Source organism: Nitrospirota bacterium, from assembly GCA_035873375.1.
Classification (GTDB): Bacteria; Nitrospirota; Thermodesulfovibrionia; order Thermodesulfovibrionales; family JdFR-85; genus BMS3Bbin07.
In genome coordinates, this window is sequence record JAYWMQ010000055.1 from 16,732 (window position 1) to 33,009 (window position 16,278).

15 protein-coding genes and 1 tRNA gene are annotated in these 16,278 nt (G+C 44.3%); 3 read left to right on the top strand and 13 right to left on the bottom strand.

All coding sequences use genetic code 11. The features are described 5' to 3' along the window. Positions 1-9 precede the first annotated feature (9 nt). The 13 genes from VST71_11655 to VST71_11715 all read right to left on the bottom strand — a co-directional run bounded on the left by VST71_11655 (position 10) and on the right by VST71_11715 (position 14,546). Positions 10-699: a hypothetical protein gene (locus VST71_11655; protein ID MEC4686375.1), complete on the bottom strand. Its 690-nt coding sequence runs from the start codon at positions 697-699 to the stop codon at positions 10-12. Positions 700-773: 74 nt separating this feature from the next. Continuing rightward, the gene (locus VST71_11660) at positions 774-1,082 is read right to left on the bottom strand and encodes a polysaccharide biosynthesis C-terminal domain-containing protein (protein ID MEC4686376.1); all 309 of its coding nucleotides are present in this window, start codon (positions 1,080-1,082) and stop codon (positions 774-776) included. Positions 1,083-1,162: 80 nt separating this feature from the next. Next, entirely contained in the window at positions 1,163-2,149 is a 987-nt protein-coding gene (locus VST71_11665; protein MEC4686377.1) for a flippase, read from the bottom strand. A 309-nt stretch (positions 2,150-2,458) separates the two neighbouring features. Beyond that, complete coding sequence (locus VST71_11670) at positions 2,459-2,809, bottom strand: four helix bundle protein (protein ID MEC4686378.1); 351 nt, start codon at positions 2,807-2,809, stop codon at positions 2,459-2,461. Between the two features lie 120 nt (positions 2,810-2,929). After that, on the bottom strand, positions 2,930-3,151 hold the full coding sequence (locus VST71_11675; GenBank protein ID MEC4686379.1) for a hypothetical protein: 222 nt from the start codon (positions 3,149-3,151) through the stop codon (positions 2,930-2,932). Further along, entirely contained in the window at positions 3,139-3,360 is a 222-nt protein-coding gene (locus VST71_11680; protein ID MEC4686380.1) for a DUF433 domain-containing protein, read from the bottom strand. The genes VST71_11675 and VST71_11680 overlap by 13 nt, the downstream gene beginning before the upstream one ends. Positions 3,361-3,814: 454 nt before the next feature. Next, entirely contained in the window at positions 3,815-4,795 is a 981-nt protein-coding gene (locus VST71_11685) for a GDP-L-fucose synthase (protein MEC4686381.1), read from the bottom strand. A gap of 2 nt (positions 4,796-4,797) precedes the next feature. Beyond that, positions 4,798-5,979, bottom strand: a complete 1,182-nt coding sequence (gene gmd, locus VST71_11690; protein MEC4686382.1) for a GDP-mannose 4,6-dehydratase — start codon at positions 5,977-5,979, stop codon at positions 4,798-4,800. 64 nt (positions 5,980-6,043) lie between these two features. Continuing rightward, positions 6,044-7,474 carry a mannose-1-phosphate guanylyltransferase/mannose-6-phosphate isomerase gene (locus VST71_11695; GenBank protein MEC4686383.1) on the bottom strand — a complete coding sequence of 477 codons (1,431 nt, stop codon included), beginning with the start codon at positions 7,472-7,474 and terminating at the stop codon, positions 6,044-6,046. After that, positions 7,471-8,880, bottom strand: a complete 1,410-nt coding sequence (locus VST71_11700) for a phosphomannomutase/phosphoglucomutase (protein MEC4686384.1) — start codon at positions 8,878-8,880, stop codon at positions 7,471-7,473. Before VST71_11700 ends, VST71_11695 begins: the two co-directional genes overlap by 4 nt. A gap of 39 nt (positions 8,881-8,919) precedes the next feature. After that, positions 8,920-10,437, bottom strand: a complete 1,518-nt coding sequence (locus tag VST71_11705) for a capsule assembly Wzi family protein (protein ID MEC4686385.1) — start codon at positions 10,435-10,437, stop codon at positions 8,920-8,922. After that, on the bottom strand, positions 10,424-13,429 hold the full coding sequence (locus tag VST71_11710; protein MEC4686386.1) for an SLBB domain-containing protein: 3,006 nt from the start codon (positions 13,427-13,429) through the stop codon (positions 10,424-10,426). The genes VST71_11705 and VST71_11710 overlap by 14 nt, the downstream gene beginning before the upstream one ends. Before the next feature lie 97 nt (positions 13,430-13,526). Further along, positions 13,527-14,546: a Wzz/FepE/Etk N-terminal domain-containing protein gene (locus VST71_11715; protein ID MEC4686387.1), complete on the bottom strand. Its 1,020-nt coding sequence runs from the start codon at positions 14,544-14,546 to the stop codon at positions 13,527-13,529. A 413-nt stretch (positions 14,547-14,959) separates the two neighbouring features. On the opposite strand from VST71_11715, the gene VST71_11720 reads away from it, so the two are divergent. The 3 genes from VST71_11720 (at position 14,960) to VST71_11730 (ending at position 16,075) form a co-directional block, all read left to right on the top strand. Beyond that, positions 14,960-15,034, top strand: a tRNA-Gln gene (locus tag VST71_11720). Positions 15,035-15,087: 53 nt separating this feature from the next. Next, entirely contained in the window at positions 15,088-15,561 is a 474-nt protein-coding gene (locus tag VST71_11725; protein ID MEC4686388.1) for a phosphatidylglycerophosphatase A, read from the top strand. A 37-nt stretch (positions 15,562-15,598) separates the two neighbouring features. After that, the gene (locus tag VST71_11730) at positions 15,599-16,075 is read left to right on the top strand and encodes a CinA family protein (protein MEC4686389.1); all 477 of its coding nucleotides are present in this window, start codon (positions 15,599-15,601) and stop codon (positions 16,073-16,075) included. Positions 16,076-16,278: the final 203 nt, after the last annotated feature.

Genomic DNA, 16,278 nt, shown 5'->3' on the forward strand with positions numbered 1-16,278 from the left:
CAAAGCTTCTTATGGCTTTTGTGCTTCCATATACAATGATTCCCAGCTTCTATCCTCACTATCCTTGATAATTCTTTTATCCGCACCTTCTATAAAGTTAACTTCTTTAACATTAACAAACCCGACTTCATCTAAAAACCTTCCAAGCAACGCACTATCCCACACAGAAAAATGTCCATGGTTTTGAGTAAGAGACCATATAGCTTCAGCACCTGTCGGCCATCTCTTAAATATTTCGTGAGCTTTTTCCCCACAATAATAATCAATATATTTTCTAAGATCCGGCACGGAAAGTCTTGCCCAGCATCCTGATTTTAACGTTCTCAGTATTTCTTTTAAAAGATTCTGTCCTTGCAGAGGAGATAAATGTTCTAAAGTGTGTTCAGTGAAAACTCCATCCCAGTAATTATCATCGCAGTTTAGTGGAAATCTTAAATCTAACATCCAGTCAGGTCTTTTAGGGTATTTTTTCCAAAATTTAATACCTTGAAAAAAATCAGCATTTACCCAACCATCGAAAAATTTACTTCCACAACCAAGATGTAAAAATTTATACTTGCGGTTACAAACAGGAGGTTTTTTATTCAGAAATAAACGTCCATAAAAACTAATACATTCAAATTTAATTAGTCCACTTAATGAAACTCTATATTTTGCTGAATAAATAGAATAATCCTGAATAGTTGATTTACAATACATTTTCCCTCACTTCATCTTAATAACTCTTGACTTCTGAATTCAAAAATACTTACGAAATTAGTGTTATCCGGGGTTTATTGCTTGAATGATCCCACGTAGTTTTTACCCCAAAAAACCACATATCTTATTGGTGCAATAAAAGCCTTGCTTTGCATAAGAGCAGTTTCAAAAAGTCGTGGATAAACGAATGATGAAAAATAGCCTGAAACAGCATAGGAAACTACCGTAGCAATTGCTGCACCTACACCTTCATACTGAGGTATTAAAATAAAGTTCAGAATTAAATTAATAATTGCTCCAAGTGAGGTAGTAAAAAACGAAAACCTGATCAATCCTTCATTTATCAGATACTGAGTCCTTGCAACTCCGAGGAAAACAAACAAACAAGCCCAGATATGAATGGCAAATATAGTTTCCGCTCCTGCATAAGCATCACCGTAAAGTATACGTATAATAGCGGGAGCTAAAAAAAAAACGGAATAGAGAGCCCGTATGCAAGGGTAGCGTTTAAATCATAAAACTTCTGCATGCGCTTTTTATAGATTTGCTCATCAAGTTGTTTGCTTTTTACAATTGAAGGAAAGACCGACGATGCAATAGCCATGGGTATAAAATACCAGATTTCAGACAGGCGAACTGCTGCAGCATAGGTTCCCACTGCTTTTTTGCCAATCATCTCTCCCAGCATAATCTGATCTATTTTCAAATAAACTGCAATGGCCAATCCGGCAAAGATGAGCGGCCATGACTCCTTAACAAGGCTTAGTGCCACTGAATATGCCGGCCGCCATTGGGTTAAGCTCTTCCCCTTCTTTTTGAAGAAAAAAAGCAGTCCAATCACTGACAGAATGGTTTGAGCTAAATTAATGATAACAAAGGCAAGGAGCGATGCACGCTTAAGTATAAGGACAACCTTGGCAACAGAGGTAAGGATAAAAGAGGAATTTTGAGAAAGGACGGTATATTTGGAAGCAACACGGGATCTGAACCACAGGTCAATTGTGTTAAACGACTGCACGACCAAGCCAAGTCCAAGAATGGCAATCACCAAACGTGTAAGAGTATCCTCGGGCTTCAGCATGGCAGAGACACTAACCACAACGGCAAGTGCAAAAACCCCACCAGTCAGCTTAAGAAGGAAAGCACTCCCCAGGATTTCGTTCTGACGTTCCGGGTGTTTGACAAGCTCCCTAACCACTATATTGTCCAGCCCTAATGTAGACAGGACTGAAAATAGTCCCACAAAGGCTATTGCGTAATTCAGAATTCCATACTGCTCAGGACCAAGGTAACGGGCTACCCACACGCCAACAAACAGTCCCACACCCATACGCAAAATCCTGTCGGCAAAGAGCCAACCGGCGTTAGTAATAACTTTTTGCAGGTTGAGCCGCTTGTCTAACCTTGTGCGAATAAAGGCCGGGAGGAATTTAATCCATGTTTGATTCATGTTTGATTCATGTTTATCAAGCTAACAGGCTAACAGGCTAACAGGCTAACAGGCTAACAGGCTAACAGGCTAACAGGCTAACAGGCTATCAAGCTAACAGGCTAACAGGCTATCAAGCTATCAAGCTATCAAGCTATCAAGCTAACAGGCTATCAAGCTATCAAGCTATCAAGCTATCAAGCTATCAGGCTAACAAGCTATCAAGCTATCAGGCTATCAAGCTATCAAGCTATCAAGCTATCAAGCTATCAAGCTAACAGGCTAACAGGCTAACAGGCTAACAGGCTATCAAGCTAACAGGCTAACAGGCTAAAGTGCCAACTTTTTGTAAAACTTCCAGAGTAATTTCCCCACTTCACTACGTATGGCCTCAATCCCTTCGTATTCTTTTTCCGAAACGTATCCAAGTCTCCTTGAAAAATCAAGCAGATATTCTGTTTCTGCCATTGAACCGATTGCAATGCTCACAAATCTTGCAAGCTCTTTATCACCCTTTCTGGCATATCCCTCTACAATATTGGTTGGGATTGAAAGGGCTGCCCTTCTTAACTGAGAAGTAATGCCGTAGATTTCGTCTTTTGGAAACTTCTTTGTTACTTTATACACTTCAATAGCAAGCTTATCAGAGGTTTGCCATACGATTAATTCCTTGTAGTTCATGTGTTTTTTAACAGGCTGGCAAGCTTGCAAGCGAGCAGGCTATTAAGGCTATCACGGCTGGTAAGCTAACTGGCTAACACGGACCTATTTCTCGTTTCCTTAGAGAAGTCTTTATTGAAATCATTTATAGTTCTGCAACCAATCAAGGTTGTTCTTTATCTCATCCCTTTGTCTTACATTAAGAAAACTTGTTATCCTCCTGATTAATTCCTTTAAAAGAAGATAATCTGTTACAACCATTCCACTGTGTGATATACCTTTTGCATTGTACCCTTTACTCCTTAAAGCAACTGCTATGCGGTCCGAGAGATCTTCATCTATATAGAGCTTTATTTTCTCCAAGTCTCGCCTTCTGTCTTCTTAAACCAGTACTCTTCCCTGTTCTCTTCGATTATTCTGTCAATCTCTTCTTTATGGTCATAATAGTAAGAAAGGGCATCATAAACCTGAGCATGCGTAATGTGAGGATACATGGCTACTATCTCATCCACTGAATGTCCCGCTCTGTCCATTTCAACAATAAGACTAACACTAACCCTTGTCCCTTCAATTACAGGGTCTCCTCCACATACATTTTTTTTCTGCTAATATATAGATGTGGCTTTGACTTCTTAACTGCAAATCCCATACTTACCCCCGTATTATCTTTATAATCAAATTATAGCATATATGTTTGGCTGACAAGCTAACAGGCTGGCAGGCTTGCAAGCTGGTAAAAAGGACAGGCTACCGCCGTTCCTACGCCATGGGTAGGACTGAAAGTGGTGGATTGTGTGGCTCCTTTCAGAGCTGGAACCGTTGTTTATAGGCATGATCGAGAAGCCTGACCTGCAATACTTGATCTTGCTGGAGTTACTCAAATTGGTTGTGGTCAGGAAGGGTACGTCTTGAACCCTTTGTGTTTAGACACATAAATTATAAAACTTGTCTCCTTATGGTGTCAAGGGAACAGGCTAACAAGCTGGCAGGCTATCAGGCTGGCAGGCTGACAAGGGAACAGGCTGGCTAACTGGCTGGCTGGCCAGTTACGTGAGTACGATACCAATCATAGGTCTGCTTGATCCCCTGCTTCAGGGTTATTTGGGGGTTCCAGCCGAGTGATTTCAGTTTGGTCACATCAAGAAGCTTCCGTGGGGTGCCATCAGGTCTGGTTGTATCCCAGGTTATACCGCCCTTGAACCCCACGGTCTCCTTTATTATCTCTGCAAGCTCTTTTATCGTTATGTCTTTACCTGTGCCAATGTTGATCAGAGCAGGGTCAATGCCTGGCTTTATGTCATAGTTTTCCATAATAAAGAGGCAGGCATCTGCAAGGTCATCGACATGCAGGAATTCACGGCGGGGTGAGCCTGTGCCCCAGAGAACGACTGGTTGGAGGTTAGAGGCTGGAGGGGTGGGTTCAATGGATTTGGCTTCGTGGAATTTTCTTATCATCGCAGGAAGGACATGAGAGGTCTCAAGGTCAAAGTTGTCATTAGGGCCGTAGAGGTTTGTGGGCATCACTGATATAAAATTGGTTCCATACTGCCTGTTATATGCCTGGCACATCTTTATGCCGGCAATCTTTGCAACTGCATAGGGCTCGTTTGTGGGCTCAAGCACACCTGTCAAGAGATATTCTTCTTTCATTGGCTGGGGAGCAAATTTTGGGTATATACAGGAGCTCCCGAGAAAGACAAGTTTTTTAACACCGCTCAGGTATGCAGCATGCAGCATACAGGTCTGGATCATAAGGTTGGTATAAATAAATTCAGCCGGGTATGTATTATTTGCTATGATACCACCGACCTTTGCTGCTGCAAGAAATACATACTCGGGCCGTTCTTTTTTAAAAAACTCCTCGACTTCAGCCTGTCTGGCAAGATCAAGTTCAGAGTGAGTGCGGGTGATTATGTCCGTGTATCCTTCGGATTGAAGCCTCCGCACGATAGCAGAGCCGACAAGGCCGCGATGACCGGCAACATAAATTCTGGAGGATTTAAGCATCCTTAACCTACCGTCTGTATATTTTTTGTCCAGTTTATGCCTTTCTCTTTCAGAACCTTTTTCCCGTCAAAGGAGAGGTCCACGCCTGCCAATTCCATATCAGATTCCACCATTATCTTCACAAGTTCTTTAAATGTTACCCTGGGTTCCCAGCCAAGCGCTTCCCTTGCCTTTGATACATCGGCAAGCAGGTATTCTACCTCTGTGGGACGGAAGTATTTTGGGTCAATCTCAAGAAGAACATCTCCGATGTTGACAGAGGTCAGATTTTGGAGATCAGGGGAGAGGGAACAAACAACACCTTTTTCATCAACTCCTTCACCCTCCCACCCTATCTCTATACCCGCATATCTGAAGGCAAGCTCCACAAAATCTCTTACTGAATGACTCTCGCCCGTACCAATCACATAGTCGGCAGGTTTGTCCTGCTGGAGCATCAGCCACTGGCATACCACATATTCAGGTGCAAAGCCCCAGTCCCTTCTGGCTTCGAGGTTTCCAAGATAGAGTTTATTCTGTTTTCCGGCTATTATACCTGCAACTGCCCTCGTAATTTTTCTTGTTACAAAGGTCTCACCCCTGCGGGGCGATTCATGATTAAATAGTATGCCGTTACATGCAAACATGTTATAGCCTTCTCTATAGTTAACAGTCATCCAGTAGGCATAGACTTTTGCAGCAGCATAAGGGCTTCTTGGATAAAAAGGTGTTTTCTCGTTCTGTGGCGGTGTAGATGCGCCAAACATCTCTGAAGAGGACGCCTGATAGAATTTTGTCTTTATCCCGCTCCTCCTGATTGCCTCAAGAAGCCTTGTTGTGCCCAAACCTGTTATATCTCCTGAAAATTCGGGCATGTCAAAACTTACACGCACATGGCTTTGAGCGCCAAGGTGATAGACCTCGTCAGGCCTGATATTATAAATAAGATGTGTCAGTTGACCGGAGTCTGCAAGGTCTCCGTAGTGGAGAAAGAGCCTCGCACCCGAAATATGGGGGTCTACATAAATGTGATCGATCCTTCCTGTATTAAATGTGCTTGCCCTGCGGATAAGACCATGAACCTCATAGCCCTTTGACAGGAGAAATTCCGTCAGGTATGAACCATCCTGACCTGTAATACCTGTGATAAGGGCCTTGCGGCCTGCATGTGGCAGGTCCTTTCTTTTTAATTCCGCTGCTTCCATGAGTTCAAATCCCTCCTTCTTTAAATTCAAACAGTAAGCCATTACTGCAACAACATTCAGCTCTTTATTCCCTCTCGTCCCTTCCGTACAGATCATCAAATCTCACAATATCGTCCTCTTCAACGTACTCGCCATTCTGGACCTCTATTATCTCTATCGGCACCTTACCGGGATTTTCAAGTCTGTGGAGGGTGGATTTCGGCACATAGGCTGACTCGTTTTCATGAATAAACCTTTCCCCCTCACCGATTGTCACCTTTGCAGTGCCCCTCACCACCACCCAGTGCTCGGACCTGTGATAATGCATCTGCAGGCTCAGCCTTGCGCCGGGATTGACCTCTATCCTCTTAATCTTGTACCTCCGTCCTTCTTCAAGCACTGTATAACTGCCCCAGGGCCTGTATACACTGGTATGCTCCATAACCTCCCGCCTGCCCAGCGCCCTGAGGCTCTCAACCACTTCCTTCACTTTCTGGGTCTGATCCTTTGTTGTGATAAGCATGGCATCGTCAGTCTCTATAACCACAACACCCTCAAGGCCTATAGTTGCGATAAGCCTTCTGTTGCCTATTACAAAAGAATCCCGTGTATCAATGGAAAGAACGTCTCCTATCTTTATATTCCCGTCCTTGTCCCTCTCAAATGCCTCGTACATGGACTCAAAACAACCGACATCGTTCCAGTAAAGATCAACGGGCATTACAGCCACTTTTCCCGACTTCTCCATAACGGCATAATCAATGGATATATCCGGCATCTCCTTAAAGTGTAAAAGGGCAGCGTCAAACCCCTCACCGAGCCTCTGGTAAATATCAGGGCTCCATTGTCTTAACTCATCAAGGATAGTACCAATGGTAAAGACAAATATCCCTGCATTCCAGAAGTGTTTGCCCTCAGAGAAATAGCGCCCGGCAGTCTCCCTGTCTGGTTTTTCAGTGAATTCTCCCACTGAGAAACAGCTGTTTTCCGGCAGGGTTGAGGGTTGTCCGGTTTCCAGGCTGACCGGCTTGCCGGCTTTAATATATCCGTATCCGGTCTCAGGCCTTGTGGGTTTTATTCCAAGGGTCACCAGAAGGCCTGTCTCCGCAACCTCAGCAGCCATATTCAGACAGGCCCTAAAGTCATCTTCAGGCCTTATAATATGGTCCGAGGGGAGGACTACCATTACCTCATCCATCCCGCATCCGAGTTTTTCCATACAGTAGATGGCTGAAAGACCTATAGCCGGAGCGGTATTCCTGCCAACAGGCTCAAGAATAAGGTTATTGCCGGGACTTCCCTCTATTGAATTAAGGTCGGAAAGCACATGAAACTTGTGTTTTTCATTGGTCACCACCACGAAATCCTCTCCGGACACAAGGGGTGCAAGCCTCTTTACGGTCTGCTGAAGAAGTGAAAGAGAGCCGTTTATCTTCAGAAACTGCTTTGGATACTCCTTACGGGACAGGGGCCACAGCCTTGTGCCGGAGCCGCCTGCAAGGATTACTGCCTTCACATTACCTCCATTGAATCTTTGAGTTCCTTATCCAGCAGGGCCTTGTAGCTCTTCAGACTCTCCTCATCCTCTGCTTCCACTCTCATGACCACAACCGGCTGCGTATTGCTTGCCCTTACAAGCCCCCAACCGCGCTCAAAGACCACTCTTACACCGTCTATGTTATTGAGCTCCTTTATTGGAACCGCCCCATTGCCGGATGCCATCTGTTCCTGAAACCGTTTCACCACTCTCTGCACCACTGATTTTTTTCTCTCCTCAGGACAATCTATTCTTATCTCCGGGGTATAGTGCATCCGCGGGATATCAGAGAGCAGTTCATTCATACCCAATCCCCGTGTTTTCATTATCTCTACAATCCTCATAGTTGTATATACAGCATCATCATAGCCTAAATAACCATCTGAAATGAATATATGGCCGCTGAATTCTCCAGCCAGAACGGCGCCCTCCTTTTTCATCTTGTCTTTCACAAGGGAGTGCCCTGTTTTCCACATTATGGGCCTGCCACCGTGCCGCTCTATGTCATCAAACATCACCTGGGAACACTTCACATCACCGACAATAACGGCTCCGGGAATCCTCTTCAGTATATCCCTTGACAGCACTATCATAATCTGGTCCCCCCAGATTATATCGCCCGCTGCATCGACAACCCCGATCCTGTCTGCGTCCCCATCATATCCAACGCCTAAATCAGCCCCCCAGGTTCTGGTTGTCCTTATCAGGTCTTCAATATACTCTATGATCGTCGGGTCCGGATGATGGTTTGGAAATCTCCCGTCCGGCTCGCAGTAGAGAGGCTTAACCTCACACCCGGCCGCATCCAGCAGCTCCGGTACTACCAGACCTGCTGTACCATTGCCGGCATCTACAACTACCTTCAAACGCCTGTATTTTTTATCTGACAGATAAGAAAACCTGCTGATAATGAACTCTTTATACGCGGAAATAATATCGTATTCTTTTATACTGCCCTTGTGTTGACACTTAGACCATTCTTTCTTCAGCAAGATATCCTTCAGCCTCTGAATGGAATCCCCGAAGATAGTCTCTTTGCCGACACTCAGCTTAAAGCCGTTATACTGCGGGGGGTTATGACTGCCTGTTACCATAACGCCGCCATCAACATCAAGATGAAATATAGAGAAATACTGAAGGGGTGTGGGACAGAGACCGACATCAATAACATCAATACCGGAGCTGACCACTCCTTCAATCATGCCACCGGCAAGTTCCTCTGAGCTAATTCTTGCATCTCTGCCTATGGTTACACATTTAGCCTCCGGATTTAGCCTCCTGAGATATGAACCAAATGCCCTGCCGAGAGAAAAGGCAAACTTTACCGTAAGGTCCCTCCCGGCAACCCCCCTTATATCGTATTCCCTGAATATCTTCTCGTTCATCAACTATATTATAACCTGAGTTGAGGGATTCAAATCTCTCTAAAAATTATAACTCAGTTCAAAAGACATCAGATTAATCCTGCTGTCCTTATCAGAGAGGTCTTCATAATCCTTTAAACGTCCGGAGATATACCGTCCTTCCATACTCACCCCCCCTCCCACATCAAACTTCACACCTACCGACGATTCAACCTTGGTGGGGTTAATGCTGCCGGACAAATTATGCTTCTCCTTATCATATGAGAGCTTAACCCAGCCGTTTATCTCAGGCACACGATAACTCATTTCGAAAAAGAGATCCCTTGAGTCAGTGCCCATATGATGACCTATTATCCTGCCTTTATATGTATAGCCTGTTCTGTAAATATCATGATTATACCAGACATTCGGAAGATTCTTTAAATAAGTGTTTGCATATTCAGCCCTGAAATCAATCCTCTCAAGGCCAAGAATTCGCGGCAGATAAATACCTCCCAGATATGCCCACTTGGTCGGCAGTCCCCCTGCCTCGTCTTCTCCGGCAGCCTCCGCGTATATTTGCAATGGCTGCCATTTCAGAGGGAGTGTCAGCTTTATGTCACAGCCCATCCTCTGGTCTCCTGCCTCAACATCTTCAGGGTCTCCCGCAACATCATTTGCCGGGTTCTCCCCCCTACCCGTAAAACTATCCCACCACGTTTTAAGGTCTTCCGAACGGCCTTCTCCACCTAAAAGCGCTGTTCTCTGGAGCCCTATCTCAAAATATGGTATGGGCTTGAAATTAAAACGCATCCCCCATAAATACGGGTTGGGCACAACCCTCTCCTTCTCAAGCTCTGTTGCAAACAGGGTAAAATTAAAAGGGCCAAGATACTTGAATATCCAGGGCAGAAGGACGGGATGGGGATTTGTAATTTTTATAATATTCATGGGCTCGGAATTATTGGAGAGCAGTATGGAACCATGACGCCCCGGCCCCCACCACTGTGAATCCTTGCCTAACTCAAGCTCCAGGCCTGCAAAACTCAGAACGCCATAAGCCCTCTTCATTATTATATCTGTCTCATTGTCAGAATCAGAATACCTTCCCTCTGGATTGATGAAAAAAGAGGTCCTCCCGAGATCTGCCCTTGATATAAGGCCAAATCTTGCGTTGGACTCTTTTTTGTAGTTGTCACCATCGTTGTTATAGATTATCTCCTGTGGATCGCTGTCAGAGTAAATATACTTAGCATAAACTCTGTCAATAGGCTTTATATACTCGATATTTATATGTGTCGTTCCACCACGTTCATCCCTGAACCTTTTCTTCAGGGATTGAACCAGCTGCTGTATGAAAAGGCTTTTACCTTCTGAATTCCTCTCCGCCTCAAGTATCAGTCTTGCCACCTCCTTGCGGCTTAAAGGTCTGCTTGCAAGCAGAGCACTCTGGATAATCCCTTCTGCCTCCAGCCGGAGAAGGACATCGTAGGTATCGTCGTCTACAGGAACGTTTGTGGAAGCCACAGAGACCTGGGTAATCAGCAAAACAGATACTATAACTATTACAATATTTATCACACCTTTAGAAAGCAACAAGCACCACCCCCGCTGAAACAGCAATCTGATACAGTATCTGCGTAATATCCTTGATGTTTCGCATCCATGCAACTCTTTCAAGTTTCTCAGGAACAACTACGGTATCTCCTGACTCCACCTTTCCGCTGCCTGCCTCCCACCTGAACCTGTCACTGTTCCATGAAAGACCAAGGAACCCACTGCTTACTTTCAAGGCAACACCATTGGCCTTCAGTATATACACACTATCCTTATCCGCGTTTTTAGTGTAACCACCGGCAAGGTCTATGTAGTAGTTATACTCTTTCTTGTCCTTTTCATAAACAAAGGCATTCTGGCTATAAACAGAACCTATTACCTGAACAGTCATCGGGTCCGTGGGGATATATAAGGAATCGCCGTCTTCGAGTTCAATGTCATATGAGGTCTCTTTCAGTTTATCCGGAGGATATAACTGAACCGCTATCCTGCCTTTAGCCCTGACTGAACCGAGTTTTGCAATAAACCGTCTTTTCTGTTCTGCCTCCAGCTTCATCATCTTCGCCTCTGCCGGGGAAGTCGCAGTTGCTATCTGTGCTGTTCCTGTGCTCAGGAGTTCCCTTTCGAGCCTGCCTACCATCTCATCAATCTGCTTCTGCTGCAGCTTTCTTACCCGTTCCCTCATAAAAACTGCGCCCCGCAGATACGCCTTATCAGAATACCCGCCAGCCCTTTCAATAAGCTCGGACAACCTCTCACCTTTTTTAATAATATATTTGCCGGGGAATCTTACCTCTCCGGTAACAGTGACAAACAGCTCTTCCTGCCATTCTGAAATGCGCTTTATATACAGCCTGTCGTAGGGTTTTAGAGAAAGGTTGTGGTCAGGGTCACCGCTGAGGGCCTTTCTCAGGTTTATCGTTTTATACTCCTCCCTCACGCTCTTGCCATCCTTTATAATCTGCGAGGATATCTCGACTTCATCCAGATATGCAGATTCGAGGACATTGCCTGATGCAAAGACAAGGTCGCCCACCTTCATGCCTTCCGTGAACTCGTATACCCCGGGGTTTAGAACATCACCCTCTATTGAAACCGTCTGCCTATAATTTTCTTCCCATATCGAATGGATGATTATTCTGTCAGACGCCTGGAGCAGGATATTTTCTTCCGGGTCTTCAGCCATTGCTTTTTCGACATTAAAGTATATTCGCGAAACTGCCCCATCTTCATCACGCCTAAGAATCTCACCCTTTTCGAGATAAGCATCCTTTGTGAGATTTCCTGCTGAAAGTATTGCATCCCGGACTTTAAAGTTTTTAATCAAATCGAGCTTGATCTTATCGGATGTTTTTGTTGCTTCTAATTCCTTCCTCCTGATCTTTAATTCCATTGCTTCAATCCCTAACTTCATTTTTTCAAAATCCGTTGTTTCGTTTAATTTCATCTCCTCAGCTTTAGACTTCAAATTCTCGAGTTCAGACTTCAAATTTTCAAGTTTTAATTTCGTTCTGATATTCTTTGCTGACTTTTCAAGTACTTCCCCGGAATCCCTGCCGGTTTTCAGATTCCTTACCTCTCCTTCAACAGTCACAAATGGTTTTTCGAGGAAAAACCATTTTGAAAAAATATAAATTGAATCCTCCGGCTGCAACTCAATATTGTTTTCGGCATCATCATAAAAAATGACTTTCCCGAGGTCAAAGGAAATCAACTTTACTTCAAGGGCAGGAGGGGTCAGCCGTTTAACCAGTGCATAGCCAAAATACGTCTCTTTCAGCAGGTCATTCTCATCCTTTATTAAATCTCTGACCCTCATCCCGGGTTTGAGCTCATATTTGCCGGCCCGCTTGACGTTTCCATTCAGGAAAACAACGTTCTTCACCTCTTCAACTATTGAAAATACCTTTACCAGGTCTGCGTCCTGAAGCATGACATCCTTTGATTTGGTCAGGTCCTTATCATCAATATCAATAACTACCTGTCTCTCGTTTTTCTGAATCCTCTCAACCTGTATCTGCTGTGTATAAGCAGTCGGGATTATCCCGCCCGCAAGTTCAAAAAGGTTTTGAAGATCATATTTCCCCTTCAGCTCATAGATGGCAGGTCTTTTAACATTGCCGGCAATGCCGACCAATGGCCCTACAGTAGGAACGAACACGACATCACCGGACTGGAGCACTTTGTCGTGGGACTTGTCCCCTTTCAGCAGAAGGTCGTAAAAGTCCATTACCGTTACAGTCCTGTTGTTTCTCTTCAACCGGATATTCCGCAAGGAACCGATCTCCGTGGGACCGCCTGCAGCTAAAATAGCATTTGTTATTGTTGAAAACGAGTCAAGGGTATAGCTGCCCGGCCGTTTAACCTCGCCAAGCACAAAGACCTGGATGCTTTTTAAATCCCCCATTGTAACATTTGCTTTTGCCCCCACTATCTGTTCAGCATTTTGAACAATAAACTTCTTCATATCCGCAAAACGCATGCCTACGACAGAAAGAGGGCCGATTTCCGGAATATTTATATTGCCGTCCCTGTCAACAGTAAGGACGTACTGTGCATTTATCCTGCCCCACAGCATGAGCCTGACTTCATCACCGGGGCCTACAATATAGTCAGATGTAACAGAAATATCCTGGCGGGGCATCAGCAATGCCTCTCTGAAGAACTCATAACCAAATGGTTTTAAGTCAGTTGAAATACCTTGATAAGCTCCAACAGTTCTGTATCTGTCAAATAATGAACGTGCACGCCTTTTTTCTCCAACTCTCTTCTTTGCTTTCTTCTGTTCTTTTACAAGAGTCTTCCTTTTCTCAAGGAGCTTTTTGCCCCTTTCTATATCTTCCGGAGTCAGGTCTTTAAACTCAGGCATTTCCTTTAATGTTTTTACGGCTTCGGGGGTAAGTGCGCCTCCGGTGACGCCAAGCCCTCTCTCTATGGCCTCTTGCTGAGCAGGGGAGAGTCTCTGTAATTGTTCTGTTTGCTTCTGTGATACTGCACTACCATTGTCTGCATGTACAGCAAAAGGAAATAGCAAGCAGACAGCAAGCAGAATGCAGAATACAGCGCCTGGAATATGGAATCCGGAATATAAGCAGGATCTTTTTCTGATTTTCAACGTTCGGCTTCTGTCTTCAGACATCCTCCCCCTCCGTTTTTATATGTACCTCTTTATCTTTATCTCTATCTTTATTCTTAGCCCTCTCTATATTTTCCAGAAAAAAGGCAAGGAATATTCCTGCGAACAGTGAGAGCAAAAAACTCAACATCACCATCAAGGACCTTTTTGGCTTTATCTTTCTGTCAGGCACCATCGGAGGGTCAAGGACCTTGAATGCAAAGTTTTCCTTTACCTCCGCCATCATGGACGTCTCTACCTGATGAGCTATCAGGTTATATATCTTCTGTTTTATAAAGGGATCCGAAGTGTTTTTCAACTGATCCTCGAGATATTTTCTATTAGTATTAGCCACTCTTTTTGCTTCTTCACTCATATGGCTGTTAAGTGTTGTCAAAAAATCTTCAACTATCGCTGCTGCCTCTTCGGGGTCATAAAAGTCTACTGAGATCACAATCGTGTTGTTCTTAATGTTATCATTAACTCTGACCATATTATCAAACGCCCTGAGCCCATCCCAGATAGAAGGAATCCCTTCCTCTTCTTCTTTCCTTGACGTTACCTTGTCCTCAGGTCTGATTACCTTAACAATACTTCCGATTAATTTGAAAGGGTTAAAGTTAAAAGAATCATCCTTTTTCCACTCTTTTTTCCCCTCATCCCACTGCTCATCAAAGAGCACCGGCAAGAGATTATACTTCCTGATAATCTTTTCCCTGAGGATATTTGAGTTTAATAGTGCAATAATTTCCGATGAGCTTGCCGAGCCCGGCAGGGTAATTCTTGGCATACCGGAAAGCTGTGATGCAAGGGCAGCCAGTCTTCTTCCTTTCCCTCCTTTATCACTGACCGGTGCAATAACAGCCTTTGATTGATAAATATTCGTCTCAAACAGGGAGATTATTGCAGTGGCAAAGACGGATACAAGCACGAGTATGATTATCAGTAGCTTGCGTTTTACCAATACACGCCAGTAATCGAGGAGGGTCCTCTCCTCTTCGTCTTCAGGAAATATGCTTTTTATATTGTCTTGCATCAAATATCTTTAATTTTGTTTTAAACTATACTTAATGCTGCAAGAAAGTTAAGAAAGGATTTAATCAAGCTTACCACACTCCCGGCAACCCTCCGTCAACAGTAACAAGGTCAGATAAAGATGTATCCTGCACCTTCTGAGATTTGAATGAAATTATAAAACTTGTCCCCTTATACTGTCAACAAGAGCAGGGAGGAAATGGAGAAATGGAGAAATGGAGAAATGGAGAATCTGGAGAGATGGAGAACTTGGAGGGATGGAGATAGACCTTTGAATATAGAACTCTAAACCTTGACAATAGACTGCATATTATCGGAAAATTAAAGATGCGCAGGCAACTGCCCGGCATTCTTACAGACCTTGCAGGCTTCTTAACCTCTGTTATTTATTGTTATTTATGAATTCATGATATTTGGGGCGTCGACAAACGGCAAGTCAGGAGATTTTGGATCTCCCATGTGGTGGTTCGAATCCACCCGCCCCAGCCAAGGGAAAATATGGAGTGATGGGATAATACGTGGAGTAATGGAATAATGGAGCAGTGAAAAAGGATGATATATTTAAATTTATAGCAACACTCGGCCCCCTGGGTTATTCGCCTGTAGCGCCAGGCACAGTTGGAAGCGCCCTCTCCTGCCTGACTTATATATTCTTCCGCCCGGATGTCATGGCACTCTCCATAATCATACCCGTTGGGTTTGTTGCAGGAGTTCTGGTATCAGACAGGACTGAAAAATTACTGAACGAGAAGGATAGTTCACATATTGTGGTGGACGAGTTTGTGGGATACCTCGTCTCCGTCTTCCTTGTCCCCTTCAGCATACCCAATGCCATTCTTGCATTTTTTCTCTTCAGGGCCTTTGATATACTCAAACCCACCCCCATCAGACAACTCGAAAGACGCATACCGGGTGGACTCGGAATAATGATAGATGATATACTTGCAGGGGTTTATGCTAATCTTGTATTGAGGTTAATTTTGGTTATAATCTTGAAGATTGGAGTAATGGAGTGAGAAAAGACCTGGGGGGTTGGAGAACTGGAGGGCTGGAGTGGGGGAAACTTTAGAGGTCGTATCCGGGATACATGAAATTTTCAGGGAAAAGGGGTTAACACTCTCAATAGCCGAGTCATGCACGGGTGGGCTTATCAGCCATTATATAACTTCACTTCCGGGTGCAAGTGCCTTTTTTGAGGCAGGAGTTGTCACATACTCAATTGAGTCAAAGGAGAGAATCCTTGGAGTCTCCCCTGAAATCATCTCTACCCATGGAGTGGTGAGTGAGGAGACGGCAAGGGATATGGCTGAAAAGGTAAGGCAGCTTACAGGAACAACATGCTCACTTTCAACTACCGGCAATCTTGGGCCTGACGTGCTTGAGGATAAAGAAGCGGGGCTTGTATATATGGCGGTAAGCACCGTAACCCAAACCCTTTCAAGGGAGATGAGATTCACCGGGGACAGAGGGGAGATTAAGGAAAGCGCAGCGCTTGCGGCACTAAAACTCCTTGTGGAAGGAGTAGCATAGTGCCGAGGGTATGTTTAAAAACCAGGTTGAGGTTGAGAAAGATGGGAGATATCAAAGAATAGATTCCGGATCGAGTCCGGAATGACAAATATTGAGTCCGGAATGGCAAATATGGACAGCATTGACAGGATGAAACATTTTAGCCACAGAGGGCAGCAAATGTTAAATGTTAAATGAAGAATAATAAATGCCAAGTGATAAGT

Excerpts from the sequence above, each read along its gene's own strand:
- gmd (MEC4686382.1), bottom strand. The coding sequence starts at position 5,979 with ATGGAAGCAGCGGAATTAAAAAGAAAGGACCTGCCACATGCAGGCCGC.
- VST71_11715 (MEC4686387.1), bottom strand. The coding sequence starts at position 14,546 with ATGCAAGACAATATAAAAAGCATATTTCCTGAAGACGAAGAGGAGAGG.
- VST71_11655 (MEC4686375.1), bottom strand. The coding sequence starts at position 699 with ATGTATTGTAAATCAACTATTCAGGATTATTCTATTTATTCAGCAAAA.
- VST71_11670 (MEC4686378.1), bottom strand. The coding sequence starts at position 2,809 with ATGAACTACAAGGAATTAATCGTATGGCAAACCTCTGATAAGCTTGCT.
- VST71_11685 (MEC4686381.1), bottom strand. The coding sequence starts at position 4,795 with ATGCTTAAATCCTCCAGAATTTATGTTGCCGGTCATCGCGGCCTTGTC.
- VST71_11665 (MEC4686377.1), bottom strand. The coding sequence starts at position 2,149 with ATGAATCAAACATGGATTAAATTCCTCCCGGCCTTTATTCGCACAAGG.
- VST71_11700 (MEC4686384.1), bottom strand. The coding sequence starts at position 8,880 with ATGAACGAGAAGATATTCAGGGAATACGATATAAGGGGGGTTGCCGGG.